The following is a 21,748-nucleotide window of genomic DNA, read 5'->3' as shown; positions in this document are numbered from 1 at the left end:
AGCAATGGACAATACACTAAAGTTTGCAGACAGCCACGAGTGGGTAAAAGACAACGGTGACGGTACTGTGACTATCGGTATTTCTGAGCACGCTCAAGAAATGCTAGGTGACGTTGTGTTTGTTGACCTGCCTGACACTGGAGACGAAATAGAAGCTGGTGAAAGCTTCTCTCTCGTTGAATCAGTGAAAGCAGCTTCTGATATCTACGCACCAATCTCTGGCGAAATCGTAGAAATCAACGAAGAATTAGAAGATAGCCCTGAGTTAATTAACGAAGAATCTTATGAAGGTGGCTGGATTGTTAAAGTGAATATGTCTGATGCGTCTGAACTAAACAACCTTAAAGATGCGGAAGAATACCTAAGCTCTATCGAAGAAGATTAATAGGTAACCTCATTACGATAAAGCTGCTCTTGTGAGCAGCTTAATTTTAGGGGCTAGCTCACGGCTCCAGAGAGAAAGTAGAACATATCATGACTGAATTACTTCAAAGCCAATTACTGAAAGACTTGGGTACTCAAAACGAGTTTGTTGCTCGTCATAACGGCCCTAATAAAGCAGACCAGCAAAAAATGCTTGAAGCGATCAACGCGACTAGCTTAGACGCACTGATCGACGAAACGGTTCCTGCACAAATCCGTCTTGAAAAACCAATGACACTTGCCGCGCCACTGAGCGAAATGGACATGCTGACCTCTCTTAAAGAGATCGCTAACCTAAACCAAGTGAAACGTACTTTCATTGGCCAAGGCTACTACAACACATTCACTCCAAACGTTATTCTACGTAACGTTTTAGAGAACCCAGGCTGGTACACAGCTTACACACCATACCAACCAGAGATTTCTCAAGGTCGTCTTGAAGCTCTACTCAATTACCAACAAATGGTAATGGATCTAACAGGTATGGAAATCGCGAACGCATCCCTTCTTGATGAAGCGACAGCGGCTGGCGAAGCGATGACACTGTGTAAACGTGCTGGTAAAAGCAAGAGCAAAGTATTCTTCGTTGCTGACGATGTTCACCCTCAAACACTAGAAGTTGTTAAAACTCGTGCTGAGTACATCGGTTTTGAAGTAATGGTTGGCGCTCTTGAAACACTGCCAGAGCAAGACGTATTTGGTGCGCTTCTTCAATACCCTAGTACTACGGGTGAAGTTCGTGACCTAACAGACATCATTGCGAAAGCTCAAGCTAACAAAACACTGGTTACAGTTGCAACTGACCTACTTGCTTCTGCTCTACTTAAGCCTGCGGGCGAAATGGGCGCAGACGTAGTAATCGGTTCAGCGCAACGTTTCGGCGTTCCTATGGGTTACGGTGGTCCACACGCTGCATTCATGGGTACTCGTGAAAAGCATAAGCGTACAATGCCAGGTCGTGTAATCGGTGTATCTATCGATACTCACGGTAACCAAGCGCTACGTATGGCAATGCAAACTCGTGAGCAACACATCCGCCGCGAGAAAGCGACATCGAACATCTGTACAGCTCAAGCACTTCTAGCAAACATGGCGTCTTTCTACGCGGTTTACCACGGTGCAGAAGGCCTACGTACTATTGCTCGTCGTACACACCACATGACAGCTATCCTAGCGGCAGGCCTGACTAAAGCGGGTTACGAGCTAACGAACAACAGCTTCTTTGATACTATTACGCTGAACACAGAAGACAAGACAGATGCACTGTACGCGAAAGCGCAAGCAGCAGACATCAACCTTCGTCGACTTGTTGGCAAAATCGGTATCAGCTTAGATGAAACAACCACAATCGACGACGTGAATGCCCTGTTCGCAATCTTCGACGTGAAAGAAGACGTTCAAGCACTCTCTTCTGACATTGCATCAAACGAGTTTGCAGCAATTCCAGAAAACTGCCGTCGTGAATCAGAGTTCCTAACTCACCCAGTATTCAATACGCACCACAGCGAAACGCAAATGATGCGTTACCTAAAACAGCTTGAGAACAAAGACTTCTCACTAACGCACGGCATGATCCCTCTGGGAAGCTGTACGATGAAGCTGAACGCTGCTGCTGAGATGATTCCAGTAACATGGCCTGAGTTTGGTTCAATTCACCCATTCGCACCTCTAGAGCAAGCAGCTGGTTACACAGCGCTAGCGAAAGATCTTAAAGAGAAGCTATGTGAAATCACTGGTTACGACGATTTCTCACTACAGCCTAACTCTGGTGCATCTGGCGAATACGCAGGTCTAATCGCAATTCAACGTTACCACGCAAGCCGCGGTGAAGGTCACCGTAACGTTTGTTTGATTCCAAGCTCTGCGCACGGTACTAACCCTGCAACGGCATCTATGGTTTCAATGAAGGTAGTGGTTGTTAAGTGTGATGAAGATGGCAACATCGACATGACAGACCTAGCAGCGAAAATCGAGAAGCACAAAGAAAACCTATCAAGCATCATGATCACTTACCCTTCTACGCACGGCGTATACGAAGAGCAAGTGAAAGAAGTGTGTGAACAAGTACACGCAGCGGGCGGTCAGGTTTACCTAGACGGCGCGAACATGAACGCTCAAGTAGGTCTAACTTCACCTGGCTTCATCGGTTCAGACGTATCTCACTTGAACCTACACAAAACATTCTGTATCCCACACGGTGGTGGCGGTCCGGGTATGGGTCCTATCGGCGTTAAATCGCACCTAGCACCTTTCCTACCAGGTCATATCGAAAACGGTGTACAAGGTTCTGACTACGCGGTATCAGCAGCAGATTTAGGTAGTGCTTCAATCCTACCTATCTCTTGGGCTTACATCGCAATGATGGGCGAACCTGGCCTAACAGACGCGACTAAAGTTGCGATCCTGAACGCGAACTACGTGATGGAAAAACTACGTCCTCACTACCCTGTTCTTTACCGTGGCACTAACGGCCGCGTAGCGCACGAATGTATTATCGATATTCGTCCACTTAAAGAGGACACAGGCATCAGCGAAGAAGATATTGCTAAGCGTCTAATGGACTTCGGTTTCCACGCGCCTACTATGTCTTTCCCAGTAGCTGGCACACTAATGGTTGAGCCAACTGAGTCTGAAGATTTAGAAGAGCTAGACCGTTTCTGTGAAGCGATGATCGCAATCCGTCACGAAATGGCAGCAGTGAAAGCGGGTGAATGGCCACTAGACAACAACCCTCTAGTGAACGCACCGCACACACAAGTTGACCTATCAGGCGCAGAATGGGATCGCCCTTACTCTCGCGAACTGGCTTGCTTCCCATCGAAAGCAACCAAGAACTCGAAGTACTGGCCAACAGTTAACCGTGTAGACAACGTATACGGCGACCGTAACCTAATCTGTTCTTGCCCAAGCATCGATAACTACGAAGACTAATTCGTAGCGGCACTAAGCAGCGAAACATAACAAAAGGCGAACCAAACGGTTCGCCTTTTTGTTTTCTGAAATCTAAGGCTAACAAATGCATTGACCTTACCGTAAGGGAAAGGTTTAAGGTGAAAGGAATCCAATGATGAATGAGGACACAATTATGGGATGTTGCAATAAAGCGCCAAAAGGTGGAGCCCCTCTTGGCTTGCTTCTAAAAGTCACGCTTGGGATTGGTTATGCTGGCTTTGTGGCAGTAAGAGGTTGTATTAAGCCTCACAAAACTCACAACTACGAACCTTTCTAGTTACACAAAAAATATAATGTGGCGTTGTAAACCTGTTATATACAATTATTAAGGCATATGACTAAGCTGCGTAGCAATATCAGCAGCTGTAGGTGCAGTAATAGCGTAATACAAACTTACCGCACCGATAACAAAACTTACAATTGTAATTAAATACGCGATGGTTGCCTGCTTCTTAGTTTTTCTCTGTTCCTCTAAAAGCTCTTGATACTTTGTTAAAAGGTTAGTGACTGGTGTTAAAAGATGCTTATCCGTTTCAGAAGTAGTGTTCGATGTTAATTCCAAAATTCTAGACAGTGACGGTTTGACTTCATCGGGCATAGTGTCAAAAGGTTCTTCCTTGTGTATCTCACTGACTAATTTCTTTAGCTTTTCGAAGCTACCGCTATCAGAGATGTCTTTGTAAACACGGTAAAGAGCAAGCCTCGAATTCGACGGTGATAAATTATGCGCTCTTCCGATCAACACAATATCCTGGGATGTTAAATTAAAACCACTTTCTAATTTAGACTTCAAATCTGCTTGCAGACGCTTTCTATTTTCTTCTTGTTTTCTTACGCTCCAAATTATCAATCCAAAGAACACGATTAATACAATTGCATAAAGACCAAATACCACATATTTAAAAACATCACTCATGTCTTTGATTCTCCTCCAAATCACACGTGTTCCAAAATCATTCTTGAGGCTTTCTATGTCCGTTCTCCATAGACCCACTGCTGTTTAATATCGTATATTTTCCCACAGAGACAATTTATATGAGAAGGATCTTTCAACTTTAAGTAATTAATAAATGTAGTGTGTCCGCAATCGCACGGAACCTTAACTTGAAGTGGCTCAAATCTGATCTGAGTTCCTTGAACCTCAGTTACTACATACAACATCCCACATACAGAACTCAGGCATCGAACATGCTTTCCAACTTCTAAATTATGTGTTCTATGATAAATAGCATCACCGCATGACTCACATTTAAAGTTAACGACCTGGCCAATGTTGGTATCAAAACTCGATTCAACAATAGGAGTTAAGTCTTCTATTATTTCTGATAAATCAGAAGCCAACCTGGCACTTTTCTTATTGAAATCAGTCTGCTGCAATAGCGTAGGGGTATGTAGATAACTGCCTAGCTTATTGTATGTTTTCTTTAAATGTTTGGAAGTAAGTGTTCTATGGTTACCTGAAAAAACAGTTTCTCCAAGACTACTGTCTGACTTCTGCTCGAAAATGTGGAACGTGTAATCCTTTACCGATTTTGGTTCGATTTCTTCCAAAAAGTCGAATACACGTTTTGGCTGCCAGCGTGAAAATTCACTCTCCGGAACAAATTTCTTATACATTTTTAGCTTGTCATAAGCGATCGACTCAATACACTGCCTTAATTCAAGACATGCATATCGAAGTGATGCATCATCAGCTTTTTCGACTAAAATCATTGCCCTTTGAAGGCATTCATTTTTGTGAAAGTTATACATGTAAACCGTTATCCAAAGTCACTAGGAGCTATTAGGCAGAAAAGGAGCCTAATCTGTTATGCTACCAATTGTACTAGCCCCTCCCTTTTCATAACAACCACCTATACCGTGGTCTTAGTGATAAGCGTAGCAAATATAGAAATTACCTAACCAATGTAATCCCAGTTAGATCATAAGCTTATGAGCTTTATAACTTTGTATTAATCATCAGAACCTATCCCTATCTCATAGTAAGTTAAACTCGATAAATCCAATGCTTGACCCTATACGGTAAGGTGTTTATATTGTCGCCCGCCCAGCGGGGCACATCCTAAAATGCACACCGGCCATCCTGCCATCATTCGTGTATTTATATTGGTGTTGTGAACTTCCATGCTAACGAAATTTCGTCCTTTTACTCGTGAATCGGGTGCGCTTATGCATCTTTCGATTCCAATCATTTTGACTCAAATAGCGACCCAAGCGATGGGATTTGTCGATACGACAATGGCTGGCCAAGTAAGCCCTGCCGATCTCGCCGCTATTGCACTTGGCACCAGCCTTTGGATTCCTGTGTTGCTGCTACTGCGTGGGGTGATTATGGCGTTAACGCCTGTTGTCGCTTACCACCGCGGCGCACGCGACTTTCAAAGTATCTCTGTCGAGTTCTTCCAGATGGTTTGGTTGGCATTAATTGCTAGCGTACTGCTTATCGCTTACTTGGTGAGTGCGAAACCGATTTTAGAATGGATTGGCGTAGCCGCTGAGATCATTCCAATTGGCAGTGACTATGCGTTTGCCCTAGCCTTTGGTGTACCGGGTATTGCCCTGTTCTACACCTTGAACGGCTTCTGTGAAGGTATGAACAACACCAAAGTACCGATGATCATTTCGGTAATAGGTTTGCTGATTAATATTCCAGTCAACTACGTGCTTATTTACGGTAAGTTTGGCTTCCCTGAAATGGGCGCTGTGGGTTGTGGCTGGGCAACAAGCTTAGTGTATTGGTTAATGTCGGGAATGCTCTATTCCTACATTAAAGGTCATCACCACTACAAAACCATTATTAGTTTTGCAGACGCTAAACCAAAAGCAAAAGAGATGCTTCACCTTCTAAGATTAGGTTTACCTATCGGGATGAACATCGCGGTATGTGGCAGTATCTTTGCGGTAATCGCGTTGATGATTGGCCGTATTGGTGCAGAGAACGTGGCAGCCGCGCAAATTGCACTTAACATCTCGAGCCTGACTTACGTGATTCCTATGAGTATCTCATTTGGCATTACGATTCGTGTTGGACATGCACTAGGCGAGAAGGACGAACTAGGCGCAATTGAACGCAGCAAAGTCGGCATCTTGGTTGCGGCGTTGATTTCATTACTTTCAGTTGCGATGTTCCTTCTGTTCCCTGAGTGGATCATTAGGCTTTACACCACCGACCCTGCGATAAGCGCAACGGCAGCGGTATTGTTGACCTTTACAGCTATGTATCAATTCAGCGATGCATTGCAAACGTCTGCTAACGGCGCACTGCGTGGCTATAAAGACGCTAAGATCCCGATGATCTTAGCTATCGCTTCATATTGGGGCTTGGCACTACCACTGGGCATGGTGTTGGGCTTAACAGACCACATTGTACCTGCAATGGGTGAAGAAGGCTTTTGGATTGGTATCCTAACGGGATTGAGCGTTTCAGCGACGCTGATGTTAATTCGCTTGCGATACGTGATTAAGAAGCGTGACTTGCCGCCAGCAGATGCAGCAATAGCAAACTAAGATAGCTCATTAAGCTAATACAAAAAAGCGCGTTATTGCTACTCGGCAATAACGCGCTTTTTTATTGAATTTCTATAAGTCAGTTAATGTATTTGGGTTAACATTCGTCATTCACTACACGAACGGTGCATTCACAACCACCAGCAGGACATTCATTTCCGGTTACTCGCCCACCAAAAGAATCGTAAAGAACATAACAACCTTGGCGCGTTTCTAGATCCGCGTCAGTTATGTTCGTACTATCTAATTCAGCTTGAGTAAAATCGTAGTCATACCCGACCACAGTGTGTCGATTACCAAAATCAGAAGTTAAGCTGTCATCATCTGACAAAGTCATAAAGTCGATCATCGTCAATTTGTCGCCCGACTCTCCCCGGCTCTCTGGGCAAAGCGTTCCCCAATCAACCTCAACGCTACCGATACCAAAATCGATTACATAGTTACTCTGATCACCTGGGTTTGTTGCGTCAGGGTTAAGCCCTACAATAATCGCTTTAGAAGTCACCTGCGTGATAACGCCTTCCATTGCACCAGCAACCCCCTCTAGTACCGCTTCTCTTGCTGACTCTTGAATATTGAGGAACCTCGGGGCAGCGGTAACGGCCAATACTCCGAGTATCACGATCACAATGATTAATTCCATTAAAGTAAATCCGTTTTTCTTCATAACACCCACATCAACTGACAACTACAGATACAATTACTGAATGAATTATCAATAACTATACATCGTGATGAGATGCGGAACACCTTATGTGTCGCGTCAGAGTTGTTGTTTAGTCGATTTTTAGACCTTGCGCATGGGAGGATAAAAATTAGCGCCTTGTTGTCGCTGTCTTATTTGATCGCGTTGTTTTGAATGAGCTAAATTGTCACGATATTACACTGCAGGCACATTCTTCATTTCTGTTGCGCTCTATCGGAGTATCTGTGTCGGCATATCGCAAAAAAAATAGCGCTCATGCAAGACATAAGCGCTATTCAATAACTGGAGACTCAACACATCTCTTAAAGAGATATGTTGAGAAGTCTAGATTTTAAATGAACCGACATAACGATCGAGAACTTGTGACAACTCTGCCAGCTGCTGGCTTGATTGCTCTAACTTCTCACTTGCGCTCAAACCGTTTTTGACTGAGCTACTAACCGTATCCATGTTCATATTAATTTCATTCGCTACCGCTGATTGCTGCTCCGTTGCCGTTGCGACTTGCGTGTTAATATCGAGAATAGCCAATACTTGCGTGGAAATTTTTTCCAAAGCTTGGCGAGCCATTTCAGTTTCAGTCGTACCCTCTTCAATTAAGCTCTTACTATTACTCATCGAGCTAACAGCGTTCTTAGCTTCGGTTTGAAGTTGGTTGATCATAGTGTCAATTTCATCGGTAGATTGTGCTGTTTTTGTCGCTAGGTTACGAACTTCATCAGCAACGACAGCAAAGCCTCGGCCAGCTTCACCAGCACGTGCAGCTTCAATTGCAGCATTAAGTGCCAGCAAGTTCGTTTGCTCAGAGATACCTCGAATAACATCAAGAATAGTACCGATCGACTGGGTATTATCAGCAAGGCTCACGATGATGTCAGAAGCACTATTCATTTCGGCTTCAAGGTTCGAAATTGAAGTCGTGGTCTTCTCAATCGTCTTATGACCTTCTTGAGTTTCACTCGCTGCCATGTTTGCCGCGCTTGCAGCACCAGCTGCGCTAGATGCAATTTCATTAACCGTGGCAATCATTTCATTCATAGACGTCACGACCAACATAGTTTGTTCGTTCTGTTCTTGCCCTCTTTGCAATGCTTGCTGCGACTGTTCACGAAGCCCAATAGCGGTCTTATTTAATTCGACACCCGTATTCACTGTTTGCGTAATTATCTCGTGCACCTTGCCAACGAACACATTGAAAGCCGATGAGATTTGAGCAACTTCGTCATTCCCTTTGATTGGCAAACGTACTGATAGATCACCATCGCCTTCAGAAATATCATGCAATGTATTTTTCAATACCAAGAGAGGTTGCATCAGTTTGCTAAGAAGAAGTGATAGAACAACGAGACAAACAACAAAAATGAAAACCATTGAAGCGAGCTGGTAGCTGATAATGCCATTCGTTGCTTGGCTAACCTCTGTGATCGGGATACCGATATCAAAAGTACCGTACAGCTCACCGTTGACGTAGATAGGTGCCATGATGTCAAACACCCACACTTGTTGAACATCAGCGTACCATTTCGAATACTGCTGTACGCCTTTGGTCGCACCTTTAACGGTATAGCTATCTTCATAAACTTTATTCAGTTTATTTTTGTCGCTGTGAGCAATAGCACTTACGTTACTATCAATAACAATGGCATAAGTGACATCAGATCGCTGTTTCAGCTCGCCCACCAGCTTTTGTAAATCTTGAACTGGATTGTCCGAATTCTCTAAGATATACCCAGCATTCCCAGCCAAAAATTCAGCTTGAACTTGAGATTTGTTCAATATTATCTCATCAATTTTTTCGCTTGAAATGAAATAAGTTGACGCCATACTCGCAGCGACGGCAATGCCAAACATAATAAAAACGGCAAATAGGATTGTTTTCTTCATTTAGGTTGTCTCGACGCAAGTTTGTTAAAAGTTCTCTAAAGGTTTCAAAAAGCGAAACCAAAGCTCGCACGTTTTATCTCGTGTTAGAGCTCCCCACTAGTCCTTTATCTGTAAAAATCTCGATAACTTTAGCTAAATCATACGAAAAACATATGTTAATCACACTTACCTAACATATGAGTACATTCAACGCGAAACGAGCACTTGGAAATCTGATTAACAAATAACAGCCCTGCTTAAGAGGTATAGGTGAATAGCGAGTAGAAAATAGAGGATAGAAAATAAAGAGTAGGTTTCGCGTATTGACCCGCAGAACCAGTACCTTGAGAAATGTTGGAGGCTTGATGCAACCGTTCACTTGTGAGTACTTAATATTCTCGCCTCTAGTTGATGCGACAACAAAAAAGCGAACCTTTGGATTCGCTTTTTTAGTTAAATTAAGTCGTGTTTATCTGTTTATCGCGAGATAAGATCCAGCTGCAATCATTATCCCACCAGCACTTTGATTTAATCTTCTATGTGCGCGTGGTGTTTTAAGTAATGCAGACATTCTGCCCGCACCCAAAGCAATCAGCATTAAACCAGACATCAACGCAACAGACGCTAAAACGGACACCAAGACGATATCTTGTGAACGTAAAACAGTCAGATCCACGAAAGTCGGTAAGAACGAAATATAAAACAGAATCACTTTAGGATTTGATGCGGAGATCAAAAAGCCTTGTGCGAAACTTGTGAGTGCCGATTTCTGACTTTGTTTGGCAGCGAGCTCCGCTGAACCTTGCACTTCAGGCAGACTCTTAAACATCTTGTAGCCCAAGTAAATCAAATAAGCGGCACCAACGTAGCGAATCACCTCAAACGCAAAAGACCAATTGTCAGCAATCGTCGCTAGACCAAAACAGGCTAAAACAAGATAAATAAGGTCACTGCATATCATTCCTAAAGAAAGAGTGATGCATTTTCGCCATCCCTGAACCATGCCACGAGCTAAAATGGCAAAGACTCCAGGTCCTGGAGTGATACCAAATATAAACATGGCAATAAAGAATGTAACTGCACCTTCCAATGACATCGGCTTGTCCTTACTTATAACTCAGCATAATTGATCCAGAACGTACCATGCAACCTTGATTCTGGTAAAGAACGTTTTTGACTAACAACGATTCGCGCTGCGCATGTTTTGAATAAGTGTCACACGTAATTTACCCGCTAAGCATGCCTAGTACGCAAGAACCAAGGTATTTTTCGTTAAGACATAAAAAAGGCGAACCTAGTGGCTCGCCTTTACAAAATATTGACTACAAATCAGTGCGACAAGATTAGTTCGCTATTGGTGACAGCAGTTTAGGGTTTACGACTATATTTCTCACACCGTGTGCATGGTCTTCGTTAAAATCGTTTCCTTCACACCAGTTACCAACCGTCGCGATATTCACTTTTGCCACTTGTGGACGCACGCTCCAAGTCACTTGGAATGGCGAACCTTGTTCATTGTAACCTGGGCCCGTTGTAGAACCTGCGTATTGAATCGCTGAGCCAGTATCTTGTGGGATATTTGGTGCTTGGTGCAAACCGTTGACTTTAGAGTGCTTAGCCAGTGCTTCAAAGTCGAGTGCTTTGTCGTCATTCACCAATACGTAAACTTGGGTTTCTACACGCAATTGCGGGTTGGTAATCGCATCGTTGAAGCAAGCGCCAAGCGTTTCACCCGGTTCGACTTGTGCGGTTGAATACACGTAATGCACCTCGATGGTGTCGCCCGAATGTAAAGAACCATGATCGCTCGGACAAACCTTGCCCTCAAATGGTTTCAGCTCAGCAGAACTTAGCTTGCCTGTGTATTTAAAGCCACTCTGGAAACCTTTGCCATCACCGTTACCAGCGTATTGAGTAAACTCACCACCTTTGTGCTCTGCGTTCTTATGGAAGTGAATATTACATAAGTTCATGGCTGTTGAATCTGGCGCATCCGAAAACAGGCGAGCATTAGTACCCTCAAGTGAACCCAAGTCACGAGGAGCTTGTGGGCCAAAACCTTTCCCTTGAGTATTTTCAGATAGATTCGCTCTTTGTTCAGCGATAACACTGTCTGCTACAGCCTCATGGTTCCCCTCAGATGCGTTCGCTTGAGCAGCTAACATAACCATCGCGACGCTTAAAAATGCACTCTTATTCTTCATATCTCTTCCCTAGAATATTGATAACAAAACCTAAATAACGGATTTAACCGCAAACATACTACTATGCTCACAAGTGAATATCAGACATTGTCTTTGTAAGATTAGATTTCACGGCTTACTTTTGGGAGAGTATTAAAACCCTTGATGCATATAACAAGTCAAACACGGTAAATACGGCGAGTCCATTCCAGAACGAACAAATACCTACTTCGCTGACAGTCTCTTGACTCAGCCGACAAACAAGCAAACGACACGCTCTAACCAGAACTACAACCAGAGGTAACAGTAAGTTTTTGATATAAAAAAGGCGAACCGTTTGGCCCGCCTTATTGACTGATTCGATGTTATTCGTTCTGAGTTCTTCACTCAACCATGACCTGTGGCAAATATTCCAAAGGTCAAGATGTTCAATGTGTCTGTCACACCCTCTAACGATTTAATGACTTTCTTAGTCGGCTCATTGTTAAGTAATAGGTAACTTCCAAGCCCTTTCTCATTGTCGGTCTCGACTTTATCTTCAGTCACTTGTTTAGCCGTTACTTTAGAAACATGTACTTGAGATGCACTTCCTTGAGTAGCATTAGCTTGAGAAGCTTCAACTGGTTCAGTTTGTGTCTTACCGTTTATATTGGATTCTTTAACTAAATCAGCATTTGTCTCATCAGTAGACTCAGCAATGACGTTTAGATTCGTCTCTTCTTCGATAGTGTTAGACAGAGTGTCTTCGTTGCTCGATGTTTTTTCACCGATTTGCTCATTACTCGTTGTGGAGCAAGCGGTTAAGAAAAACAGACTAAAGATGAATGTGACTAGGTTTCGCACCATGACGATAAGGCTCGAATTAATAAAACATTGTTCAATTGTAATTTATTTGTCTTGCTACATCTAGATCAAGCGGCTTTGAGTGCGAAGTTATTTACTCGTAAACAAGCCAAAAATGAAGTTTGACTCTGAAACCTAGTAATTCGAAATCTCAATCAGATTGCCATCAGGGTCTCGAACATAAACGGAGACAATTTTCCCCGTCGCACCTGTTCGTTGTACTGGCCCCTCTTCTATTGTGACCCCTTGAGCTTCAATATGTTCTATCGCCTTTGCCATTGGTGTATTGGTGATAAAACAAAGGTCAGCACTACCCGCTTGCACGTGCTGCGCTTTTGGTTCGAACTCATTACCTCGTTGATGAAGGTTTATCTTTTGGCTGCCAAATGATAACGCTAAGCGACCTTCTCCAAATTGGATAGGCTTCATACCTAACACGCTCTGATAGAAATCCACCGTCACGGTTAAGTCTTTAACGGTTAACACCAAGTGATCTAAATGACTGATTTCCAATTTATTCATCCTTGTTTCGTCGTTACTAGATATTGCATGCTGAATAAGCCTAAGGCACATATTCTAATGTTGGACGTGCTCACACAAGATCAGCATACATCTTCACCTCTCACTTTGAACGAATAAAGGGAGCACAGACTGTGCTCCCTTCTCATCGGTTTTAGCTCACTTAAATCACTTTATGTCGTTTTAACTAGTAACAAGAACCTTCAAATACCCAATACCAATAGTTATTGAACGGGTCTGCTCCCCAGTTATCCGCAGACGCTGAGAATCTGTTGCCATAGTATTGAACTGCCGTACCTGCTGGATAATAGTAGTTTGGGTTCCACTCTTGAAGATTATCGCACAAACCTTGTGGCTCAGGTTTAGGCGCTTCTAAGTCAGCACTGACCGCAACATACGCATCCATCGAGCCTTTAGAGCCAGAAGCCATCACATATATATCAGCACCCTGCACGCCATTTAGACCACAATATTCACGATTACCTTGATTGGTAGAGGCGCAATCGTAATCATTTAGTGATGCTGGTCGACCGACTGCAACGTACATGTCTACATCACCGTATCCATTGTAAGTTTGAACCCAAACTTCATCGGCCGGTGCGTTCTTAAGTACAAACTGTTGCTGATCATCACCTTCTGCCTGAATAGGTGTCGGCATGTTTATCTCTAGATCCACGACGCCAGGTGTTGGTGTTGGTGTTGGTGGATTAGGATTCGGGTTTGGCTGACCAGAACCACAGTTTTGTACATCAATGCCCACTTCGTTAAATGCAGACTTCACCGCAGAGGTCTCATAACCTAGCTTTTCTGCTGCTTTGCACACCCCATTGGCACCTTGTTGGAAATCCGAGTTTGGTGTCCAGTAAAGTTGGTTCGCGGTTGCGTAAGCCTTAAACGCTTTTTTGATGTCCCAACTGTTGCTTGTTGCTAGGTGGTAGAACGCTTTATTAAAGATCCCTGAACTATGGTGAACATCAATGCCATTGTAATACTGGTTGATGTGACCGATAGACATACCATCTTGGCTCGGCTTAATGAAATAACGCATTGCATCGCTATGCTTCATTACATGTTCACCCATCTTCCAATTGAAACTACCGTGCACATATTCACTTAACGCTGCTGCTGCCACGTCCGAGAAAGATTCATTCATTCCGCCCGACATGCCACGATATTCAAGACCCGAGTTTTGCTCAGTAAAGCCATGACTCACCTCATGAGCAATCACGTCCCACGTCGCTAATGGATACATGGATTGGTTGCCATCACCAAACGTCATTTGGCGACCATCCCAAAATGCGTTTCCATAGTTCGAGCCATAGTGAACACGCATCTTTAGCTTTTGTTGAATGGGACGAGTGTTCAACCAATCTTGGTACATGTCGAACACACGTTGACCAAAGTAATGTGCATCGTTCATTGGCGCATACGCACCGTTGACGGCACGATAATTATTAACGTTGCTCCCACCATTATCGTTACAACTAAATTGATGTACTTGACCTGAGCTCTGTTGGTTGTTCATGTTAAGCGTTATTACGTCTTGGCTGTCCATCTGGCAATACGAGTTGACTTTGAATCCGCCAAACTGTGTATTGGAGCCAAAATAATAACGGCCACTTTTCTGGTTTCCGCCCGGTCCTTCTGCCTCAATGAATGCAATCCCTTCCCACTGGTCGAGCAACTCGCCAGATTTCGCGTCAACGAGTGTAATCGGTCGTGACGGCGCCATACCTTTCGTTTGTAGGAAATCAATCTTATAAATAAGGCGTGCTTGTTGCTGTTCATCAAGCCAAATTCCAAGTTCAGTATTTGGACTGTGAATGGTCGCTGCCGCTACACCTTGATATTGTGATTTAGCAATAGCGAGTGCTTGCTGAGCGTTGATCATTGGCAATGTTGAGCCGATATCAGCTTCGATATCCGTTAACACTTGTCCATCTACTGCTTTAGCAATGCCCTTCTGGGAAAGATCAACCACTACCGATTGACCGTAAACCGGAATCCCATAGTGGAGTTGTTTCTTACGGAGGAGTGTTGTTGTACCAGTATCCACACGACTTGCATCTTGGTAAGCAAGTGGTTGGCTTACAGCGGTAAAACCCTGTGTTGTTTGATTGAGTACTGTAGATAAATCGACTTGCGAGTAGTCGACAACATTGGCAGCTTGAGAAGTAAACGCTATCGGAAATAGCATTAGTAAATGTGCACCACGCATACGTCACCTTTATAATTATGTTTTTATAAATTCACCCACCGGATGAGCGCGCATCTTAACGATAGAAACTCCATATAAGTTAATACACCTAATTGCATATGTGATATCGATTCAGAACATAACTCCTAGTACAATTAAAAATGAGAATGGCAGTCAAAAATCAATAATTTCTTATACTTATCAACAACTCAACAAATAAACCTAAAATATGAAGGGGTATCTGATTTTCGATGATATGCACAAATTTCATGCTTCAAATCGTTACGAGATTCAGTATCGATATCGATTGTTAAATAACAGCACCAACTCACCCTCACAAGGTTCAACTCCCGCAATTACACAAGATGGTATCGAGTAGAATAATGATGAGGGTGTGTTGGCGGTGGTTGGGACTTAGTGTTTGGTTTTGTTGAGCGTGTAAGTGACCAAGCTATCGTCCGCTATCTTAAACATCCAAGTATTATCGTTGTCGGTAAACAGATACTCATCCTTGGACGGGGTTTGCGTCAGCTTAGCGATGAACTCGGATAACTGAGGCTCGTATATACGAAAACTCCCCTCAGAGGTGTTGATATCTAAGTCGTTATTCACTTCAATTTGCAAAGTTGAGCTAGGCAAGATGTCGGGCAACCAACCTCTATCAAACAAACGATCTTGTTGAGCCAATTCGTAAGTTGCGTACTCGTCAGTGACCACGTCAGAACAGCCCGAGGCTAGAAGTAAGATTGGGAGTAATAATTTGGTTTTCATTTAGTTCCATCATTTGAAGAAAAGGCCTCGTTCACTCGCCCAGCCATAAAAGCATGAAAAAATCAGCAAGCGAGTGACAAGTGCCGTTACAAAAGCGATGTTATAAATTAATCATTATTCCCATTCAACGTAATTGACTTTATTTACATATAACCCACACTTAAACCATTGATAATATTAATGTTAGGCACCAGCATTTGTGTGCTATAAATAGCCTTGCAATCAGAGTATATTCAGCCCAAACACGCCCTTTACATCAAATAATACATTTGTTGTTCTTTCTCTCGATACCTGCGTGCCTTTGCGTAAGATATCAATGAGCTGAGCCTTGTCGTCTAACAGTTCAGTTCGGCGCTTTCTAATCGGTCGAATCATATCCTGTAGGCATTCTTCCAACACCTTCTTAGTTTGACCATCGCCCAGCCCACCTTTTTGATAATGCTCTTTTAGTTGACTGACATAATTAGCGTCTGCGTGAAAAGCATCAAGATAAGTGAACACGATATTCCCTTCTACCTTGCCAGGGTCTTCAATTCGTAGGTGATTTGGGTCGGTATACATGGATTTAACAGCAGCTCTGATCTCTTTCTCTGTCGCACCCAAATTAATGGCGTTGCCCATCGATTTAGACATCTTACTTTTTCCGTCAGTACTCGGAAGTCGTGAAGCATTGCTAAGCAGTGGTTTACACTCATTTAAGATGGGCTTGCCCGCGAGTGAGTTTACTTTTCTCACGATCTCGTTGGTCTGTTCTAGCATTGGCAATTGATCATCGCCAACAGGAATCAAGGTTGCGTTAAACGCCGTGATATCAGCCGCTTGTGAGATGGGGTAAGTCAGAAAGCCAGCCGGGATTGAGCGGCCAAATTCCTTGTTCTGAATTTCACTTTTGACCGTTGGATTGCGTTCCAAGCGAGCGATAGAAACAAGATTGCTGTAGAACATGGTGAGCTCAGCTAACACCGGCAACTGTGATTGCAGACAAATCGTGGTCTTGGTCGGGTCGATACCCACCGCAAGATAGTCAGCGACTACATTGAGAATGTTGGAAGAAACCTTCGAAGGATTATGGGCGTTGTCGGTAAGCCCTTGCATGTCGGCAACCAATATCGTTTGGTCGTGAATATGCTGCAAAGAGACTCTTTGTTTAAGTGAACCGACGTAATGACCCAAATGCAAAGGCCCAGTAGCTCTATCGCCAGTCAGAATGATTTCAGGTTTGTTGGTATTGTTCTTACTGCCAATATTATTGCTGTCGATATGGCTGTTTGAGTTGGTATTCATGGTGTATCTCCAAGTTAGAAAGGCTACTGGAGATAAAAAGAGGCGACATTTTTGATGACATTCTTAGCTACCGTCCAGCAGCTAAAGAATGTGAGTATTCCGTGCTGCTCTGTTAAGAGCACCACCAAAAGAAAATTGAAGTTGAAGCGGAAGTAAATTTCATCCTAAAAACGTATCAATAATGGCCGTGAGTCACAACCATTATTTACACATTGTCTTGCTACAGCCAAACAAAGCGTTGATATGACCCCCACTGTCAATTAAAACGTAGAAGTTTCTGCTCCCACATTTCAGAGCCTTTTGTTTATTTTGAGATAGTGTTAACGCATAGATGAAGCAAGTAATTTCGTCGGTTCTCATGCTGATATACGTGGATTACTCATCGCGAGATGAGCAGCGCCTACCTTACTTATTTCGTCGTGGCACCTGTCTTCAGTCTATGCTCGTGGTTCAATAAAGCGCGAGCTTTATTGCCATCCTAACGCCGTCGGTGTTTGTGCCACACCCGATGCTCTATCCAATGCGTTAACACTAATTCTTTTCTCATACAGGCAGCCTTGCAATCCGTGTTTTTGGTTCGACTGCGCTAACGACCACCTCTCTTGCGATAGCCCAGATATACGCGATCATTTCTCTTGCGATAGCGGCGACGACAACGTTTCGATGTTTGCCTTTTTGTAGTAATCGTTGATAGCGGCGACATAATCGTTGCTGAGCATGCCAAGCAATATCGACAATTTCTTTGGGCAGTCCTTCTTGTCGCAGTTGCAGTTCGACGGAGATATTAGCTTTGTGCTTATAAGTATGTGCGCCCTCAATAAGCAACCGTCGTGCTCGACTGTTTCCGCATTTGGTGAGGCTCCCTCGCTTCGTTTTACCGCCACTGGAGCTTTCAGTCGGTACGAGGCCAACATAAGCCATAAGTTTTCTGGGATGGTCGAAGCGACGTAGGTCGCCGAGCTCGGCAATGGTGCCGAGAGCAACAAGGAGTCGCACCCCCCGCATAGCTTGAATGGCTTTGACAACAGGGTAGTAACGCCAGTTTTTGACTTGGTGTAATAACTCGTTATCTAACCGTTGTAATCTTTGCATCCGCTCACTGATGGTGATGATCATTTCTTGCAATACAATCTGTTGGCTGTGATGGGGAAGAATGAGGTCGGTTAGCCACCGTAGATGCTTTTTAGACCAGTTATCATTCACCGTCGCTTGTACATTATTACGTAGAAGAAAGCCTTTGAGTTGGAATTTTGCATCTTTAAGATCTTTCATCGCGGTTTCTCGAGCCCTTGATAAATCTCTTATCGCCTCGTCTTCAGATTCAGGCACATAAATAGGCGTAAGCTCTTCAGCCTTAAAAAGCTTGGCAAGTTTTGCAGCATTCCTCTTATCTGTTTTGACTCTATCCCCTGATTTCTTTGGAATAAGGGAAGGAGCGATGACACAGCAGCAGTGGCCAAGGCTGATGAGCAATCGGTATGTCCAGTATCCACATGGCCCAGCCTCGTAGACAAAATGGAGGGTGGCTTTTGGATATTTAGATTGCAGTTGTTGTGTGAGTTTAATGAGGGCGGACTTGTTAGACTTTATCCGTCCCAAATGTTCAGGTGTAGCCCCGCGTTGCTCTTGCAAGACGGCGACTTGGATAAATGACTTATGCGTATCTAAGCCAATGAAAATTATGCTATCGTTATTCATGCTAGCCTCCAAATTTAGTTGTTTGAACACACTAATTATGGCTCTGGCTTTACGCTAACCCACGAAATTGGAGGCTAGCACCTCGTGGGGGTCATTATGTCTATTTACACAGAGTCGTAATTCTAGCGAACATGGCTTGGTTGATTGAAAAGTGCGTATTCAAAAACGCCAATTGCGCGAGTGCCGATTCAGCCGTTCTGTCATAGCCTTGTGTGAACGTTGGCAATAACTTAGCAAATTGAGGGAAACGCGCCTCTAGCCTTCTATCCGACATAAACTCATCAACGAATTCAGGCTCAGACTGTTCAGTTTGATCCACAAGATCAATCAAACGATCGAGTGCGTAAGATTGAACGAACCGACTGCCCGACAGCTTTTCGCCTCGGTTATAACGAGACATACCCACATAAAGATTGGTTAGAGCCTCACCAATGATCCACTCTTGGGAATTAGTGTCTGTCTCCCCTTTTATTGGTGGAACACAACACTGCGTATCAAATTCATGTTGCTGCCAAACAATACGCCCTTCAGCAAACGGAATGTGCGCTAACTCGTGGGGTTCAAACACTGCAAACTCACAAAAGATTCCGTCAGCGTACAGGACTTTATAGCCATCGACGTTGTTTCTCACCGCGTAGTCGATTGGGTGAATATCAGATAGCCAATGCAAACTGTCTAAGAAATACTGCTTGTGCCCTGTTTGCACTATTGCGAAAAAATCGACATCTGAGTACTCATCCAATCGCTCCGTTTCAATGCCAACAGAACCGAGCCCCAATAAGGCATGTGCCTTACCCGAAGCTTTCATAGATTCCCCAATGGCATCTAGGCGCTGTAAGAGTTTTTCTGGTGTATTTGACTGTTGTGCTTGCATCTCTCTATCCCTATCAAGTTGAATGCCACTCAACCTAACTGATAGTTAGAACATCTATGAAGCCTAATTTATAAAATATGTGTTTGGGATAACGATCTGCGCAACTTATTACTTCCGTTTAAACCCATAAATCATCAACCGGCGTCCGATTTTCTATCTGATTTACACCGAAGACTTAGCTAAATACGCGGCCATTTCTTGCTCTGGCACCATGCCGCCGCCTGTCGCCCACACAAGATGTGTCGCGTTGGTTAACGTAGAGTCATCAATGCCTAACCTTTCCAGAAACTCACTATTTTGCTCAACATGAATCGCACCCGGCATACCCGCTAGCGCTGAAGGCTCAAGTTTGATGGTGCCGTTTTCAAATCTAACCTTATTTACGATCACGGGTTGGCAATTAGCACTGTTAATGAACCTAATATTCCCAATATTAGCTTTGATGATCTGGTTGCCTAAAATCAGAAAACGCTCATCTTCAGCCAACAATAACAAGCAACAAGACAAACCTCTGCCGATGAAACAGATGATTAAAAGCGGCGTAGCGTGGCAAGTAACGTTAGCGCTTGGGCTTAACTCATTTACCTTCTACTCTTTGGCTGGCTGGTTGCCACAGATATTGAACGATCTTGGCTACAGCGAAATCGACGCGGGCTACATCTACGGTTTCCTTCAATTTTCGACTATGGTTCCGGGGCTGCTGTTACTGCCGTTATTAGCCAAAAGTGACAATCAACAATGGCTCATCACTCTGTGTGCATCGAGTGTATTTGTTGGATTGATTGGTCTTCTGTATTTGCCTGAGTTTGCGCTCTTTTGGGTGGGACTGTTTGGATTAACCAACTGCTCGACGTTTATTATCGCTCTCTCTTTTGTTGGCTTGCGTACATCGAATAGCAGCCAAGCCGCATCATTGTCGGGTATGGCTCAGGGAATCGGTTATGCATTGGCAGCCACTGGTCCTACGTTGGTGGGTAAGCTTCATGCTCAAACCGATTCTTGGAGTGTTCCTATTCTGTTGATCGCATCTGGTGCCTTTGCGTGCACGATTTTCGCGGCACTGGCAGCACGAGATAAGAAAGTGAGCGTTTAGGCAAACAGAATGATTATGGTATCGCGACTTTATTTGCTCTCGACTCTATGGCTGACGACGGTTTTGATGTATTCACTTGGCGACAAACCAAATTTGCCTTTAAAGCGCTGACTAAAACGCCCTTCCGATTGGTAACCGCAAGACTGAGCCAACATCGCCACGTTCTGTTGTCCGTTTTGCATCAGATAAAGCGCGTGACTCAAGCGAACTTCAGCCAGTACCTCTCGATATTGCATACCCTCAAGTTTGAGCTTTCGAATCAGTGTCGCTCGGCTCATCGCAAAACGCTCCGCAACCGACTCTAGCGGATGCTTCTCATCTGGTGAATGTGAAAGATAGTGGCTGAGCTTTTGGCTAAACGAGACGTTGGCACTGGCAAACAATTGATGCAACACCCCTTTTTCGGCCAATTGCTGGTACAAGCCCTGTAACCAAAACTGTTGAGTCTCTTTGCTCATGCTCTGTGTATCAAACGAAAACAGAGCATTGAGTGAGTCTTGTAAGTTTCGATCCGCTTTTACTGTAGGCAGTCCCAGATCATTCGAACGTTCCTCACTAAAATCAAGCATCGCCTGAGAAGGTTGGAATTGAAAGCTGAACACTCGCGACAAGAAGCGCCCTTTGTGGGGCATGTTCTCAAAGCTTAGTGAAGCTGATGCCTCACACAACAGCAGCTCAGAGTGTGAGAGTTCGGCCGCTGAACCTTTCCAAAACAGGCGCTTACTGCCTGTAATGATCTGAATGATACTAGGGGATAGAATCCTCACATTACGCAGCTTTTGTAACTGCTCTGCACGAAAGATCGTCACTTGATATTGATGATTCATCTCACCCC

The 21,748-nt window shown here is 43.9% G+C and carries 17 protein-coding genes and 2 pseudogenes; 4 read left to right on the top strand and 15 right to left on the bottom strand.

Annotated elements, in window-relative coordinates; all coding sequences use genetic code 11:
• The first annotated feature begins 4 nt into the window (after positions 1–4).
• Together gcvH and gcvP are read left to right on the top strand one after the other, a co-directional pair.
• Entirely contained in the window at positions 5–385 is a 381-nt protein-coding gene (gene gcvH / locus AC3CH3_RS22110; RefSeq protein WP_488538459.1) for a glycine cleavage system protein GcvH, read from the top strand.
• Positions 386–474: 89 nt separating this feature from the next.
• A complete protein-coding gene (gene gcvP / locus AC3CH3_RS22105; protein WP_488538458.1) occupies positions 475–3,354 on the top strand; it encodes an aminomethyl-transferring glycine dehydrogenase in 2,880 nt (959 codons plus the stop codon).
• Between the two features lie 346 nt (positions 3,355–3,700).
• Here gcvP and AC3CH3_RS22100 read toward each other — a convergent pair whose 3' ends face one another.
• Both AC3CH3_RS22100 and AC3CH3_RS22095 read right to left on the bottom strand, forming a co-directional pair.
• Complete coding sequence (locus AC3CH3_RS22100) at positions 3,701–4,291, bottom strand: heme exporter protein CcmD (RefSeq protein WP_488538457.1); 591 nt, start codon at positions 4,289–4,291, stop codon at positions 3,701–3,703.
• 53 nt (positions 4,292–4,344) lie between these two features.
• Positions 4,345–5,127: a hypothetical protein gene (locus AC3CH3_RS22095; protein WP_488538456.1), complete on the bottom strand. Its 783-nt coding sequence runs from the start codon at positions 5,125–5,127 to the stop codon at positions 4,345–4,347.
• A gap of 372 nt (positions 5,128–5,499) precedes the next feature.
• On the opposite strand from AC3CH3_RS22095, the gene AC3CH3_RS22090 reads away from it, so the two are divergent.
• Positions 5,500–6,882 (top strand): MATE family efflux transporter, encoded by a 1,383-nt coding sequence (locus tag AC3CH3_RS22090; protein WP_488538455.1) that lies wholly within the window; start codon positions 5,500–5,502, stop codon positions 6,880–6,882.
• Between the two features lie 97 nt (positions 6,883–6,979).
• Here AC3CH3_RS22090 and AC3CH3_RS22085 read toward each other — a convergent pair whose 3' ends face one another.
• The 12 genes and pseudogenes from AC3CH3_RS22085 to AC3CH3_RS22030 all read right to left on the bottom strand — a co-directional run.
• Positions 6,980–7,525 (bottom strand): type II secretion system protein, encoded by a 546-nt coding sequence (locus tag AC3CH3_RS22085; RefSeq protein WP_488538454.1) that lies wholly within the window; start codon positions 7,523–7,525, stop codon positions 6,980–6,982.
• Positions 7,526–7,912: 387 nt separating this feature from the next.
• The gene (locus AC3CH3_RS22080; protein ID WP_488539086.1) at positions 7,913–9,439 is read right to left on the bottom strand and encodes a methyl-accepting chemotaxis protein; all 1,527 of its coding nucleotides are present in this window, start codon (positions 9,437–9,439) and stop codon (positions 7,913–7,915) included.
• Positions 9,440–9,920: 481 nt separating this feature from the next.
• The gene (locus AC3CH3_RS22075) at positions 9,921–10,547 is read right to left on the bottom strand and encodes a LysE family translocator (protein WP_488538453.1); all 627 of its coding nucleotides are present in this window, start codon (positions 10,545–10,547) and stop codon (positions 9,921–9,923) included.
• A 247-nt stretch (positions 10,548–10,794) separates the two neighbouring features.
• The gene (locus AC3CH3_RS22070; RefSeq protein WP_488538452.1) at positions 10,795–11,655 is read right to left on the bottom strand and encodes a delta-class carbonic anhydrase; all 861 of its coding nucleotides are present in this window, start codon (positions 11,653–11,655) and stop codon (positions 10,795–10,797) included.
• Positions 11,656–12,021: 366 nt separating this feature from the next.
• Positions 12,022–12,480, bottom strand: a complete 459-nt coding sequence (locus AC3CH3_RS22065) for a hypothetical protein (RefSeq protein ID WP_488538451.1) — start codon at positions 12,478–12,480, stop codon at positions 12,022–12,024.
• Between the two features lie 132 nt (positions 12,481–12,612).
• Entirely contained in the window at positions 12,613–12,990 is a 378-nt protein-coding gene (locus tag AC3CH3_RS22060; RefSeq protein WP_488539085.1) for a VOC family protein, read from the bottom strand.
• A 193-nt stretch (positions 12,991–13,183) separates the two neighbouring features.
• Entirely contained in the window at positions 13,184–15,214 is a 2,031-nt protein-coding gene (locus tag AC3CH3_RS22055; protein ID WP_488538450.1) for a M4 family metallopeptidase, read from the bottom strand.
• A gap of 393 nt (positions 15,215–15,607) precedes the next feature.
• Complete coding sequence (locus AC3CH3_RS22050) at positions 15,608–15,964, bottom strand: YbbD-related protein (protein ID WP_488538449.1); 357 nt, start codon at positions 15,962–15,964, stop codon at positions 15,608–15,610.
• Positions 15,965–16,186: 222 nt separating this feature from the next.
• Positions 16,187–17,248, bottom strand: coding sequence for a tryptophan--tRNA ligase (trpS, locus tag AC3CH3_RS22045; protein WP_488538448.1), 1,062 nt, complete (start codon positions 17,246–17,248; stop codon positions 16,187–16,189).
• A 543-nt stretch (positions 17,249–17,791) separates the two neighbouring features.
• The gene (locus tag AC3CH3_RS22040) at positions 17,792–18,946 is read right to left on the bottom strand and encodes an IS110 family RNA-guided transposase (protein WP_488538447.1); all 1,155 of its coding nucleotides are present in this window, start codon (positions 18,944–18,946) and stop codon (positions 17,792–17,794) included.
• Positions 18,947–19,046: 100 nt separating this feature from the next.
• Positions 19,047–19,820 (bottom strand): hypothetical protein, encoded by a 774-nt coding sequence (locus AC3CH3_RS22035; RefSeq protein WP_488538446.1) that lies wholly within the window; start codon positions 19,818–19,820, stop codon positions 19,047–19,049.
• 162 nt (positions 19,821–19,982) lie between these two features.
• A pseudogene (locus AC3CH3_RS22030) lies at positions 19,983–20,174 on the bottom strand (D-serine ammonia-lyase); the annotation flags it as partial.
• On the opposite strand from AC3CH3_RS22030, the pseudogene AC3CH3_RS22025 reads away from it, so the two are divergent.
• A pseudogene (locus AC3CH3_RS22025) lies at positions 20,152–20,913 on the top strand (MFS transporter); the annotation flags it as partial. The pseudogenes AC3CH3_RS22030 and AC3CH3_RS22025 sit on opposite strands and share 23 nt — an antisense overlap.
• Positions 20,914–20,942: 29 nt before the next feature.
• Here AC3CH3_RS22025 and AC3CH3_RS22020 read toward each other — a convergent pair.
• On the bottom strand, positions 20,943–21,740 hold the full coding sequence (locus tag AC3CH3_RS22020; protein WP_488538445.1) for a helix-turn-helix transcriptional regulator: 798 nt from the start codon (positions 21,738–21,740) through the stop codon (positions 20,943–20,945).
• Positions 21,741–21,748 lie beyond the last annotated feature (8 nt).

The organism is Vibrio sp. QJM3NY_35 (assembly GCF_057785915.1).
This window is presented reverse-complemented; position numbering and strand designations above follow the sequence as displayed.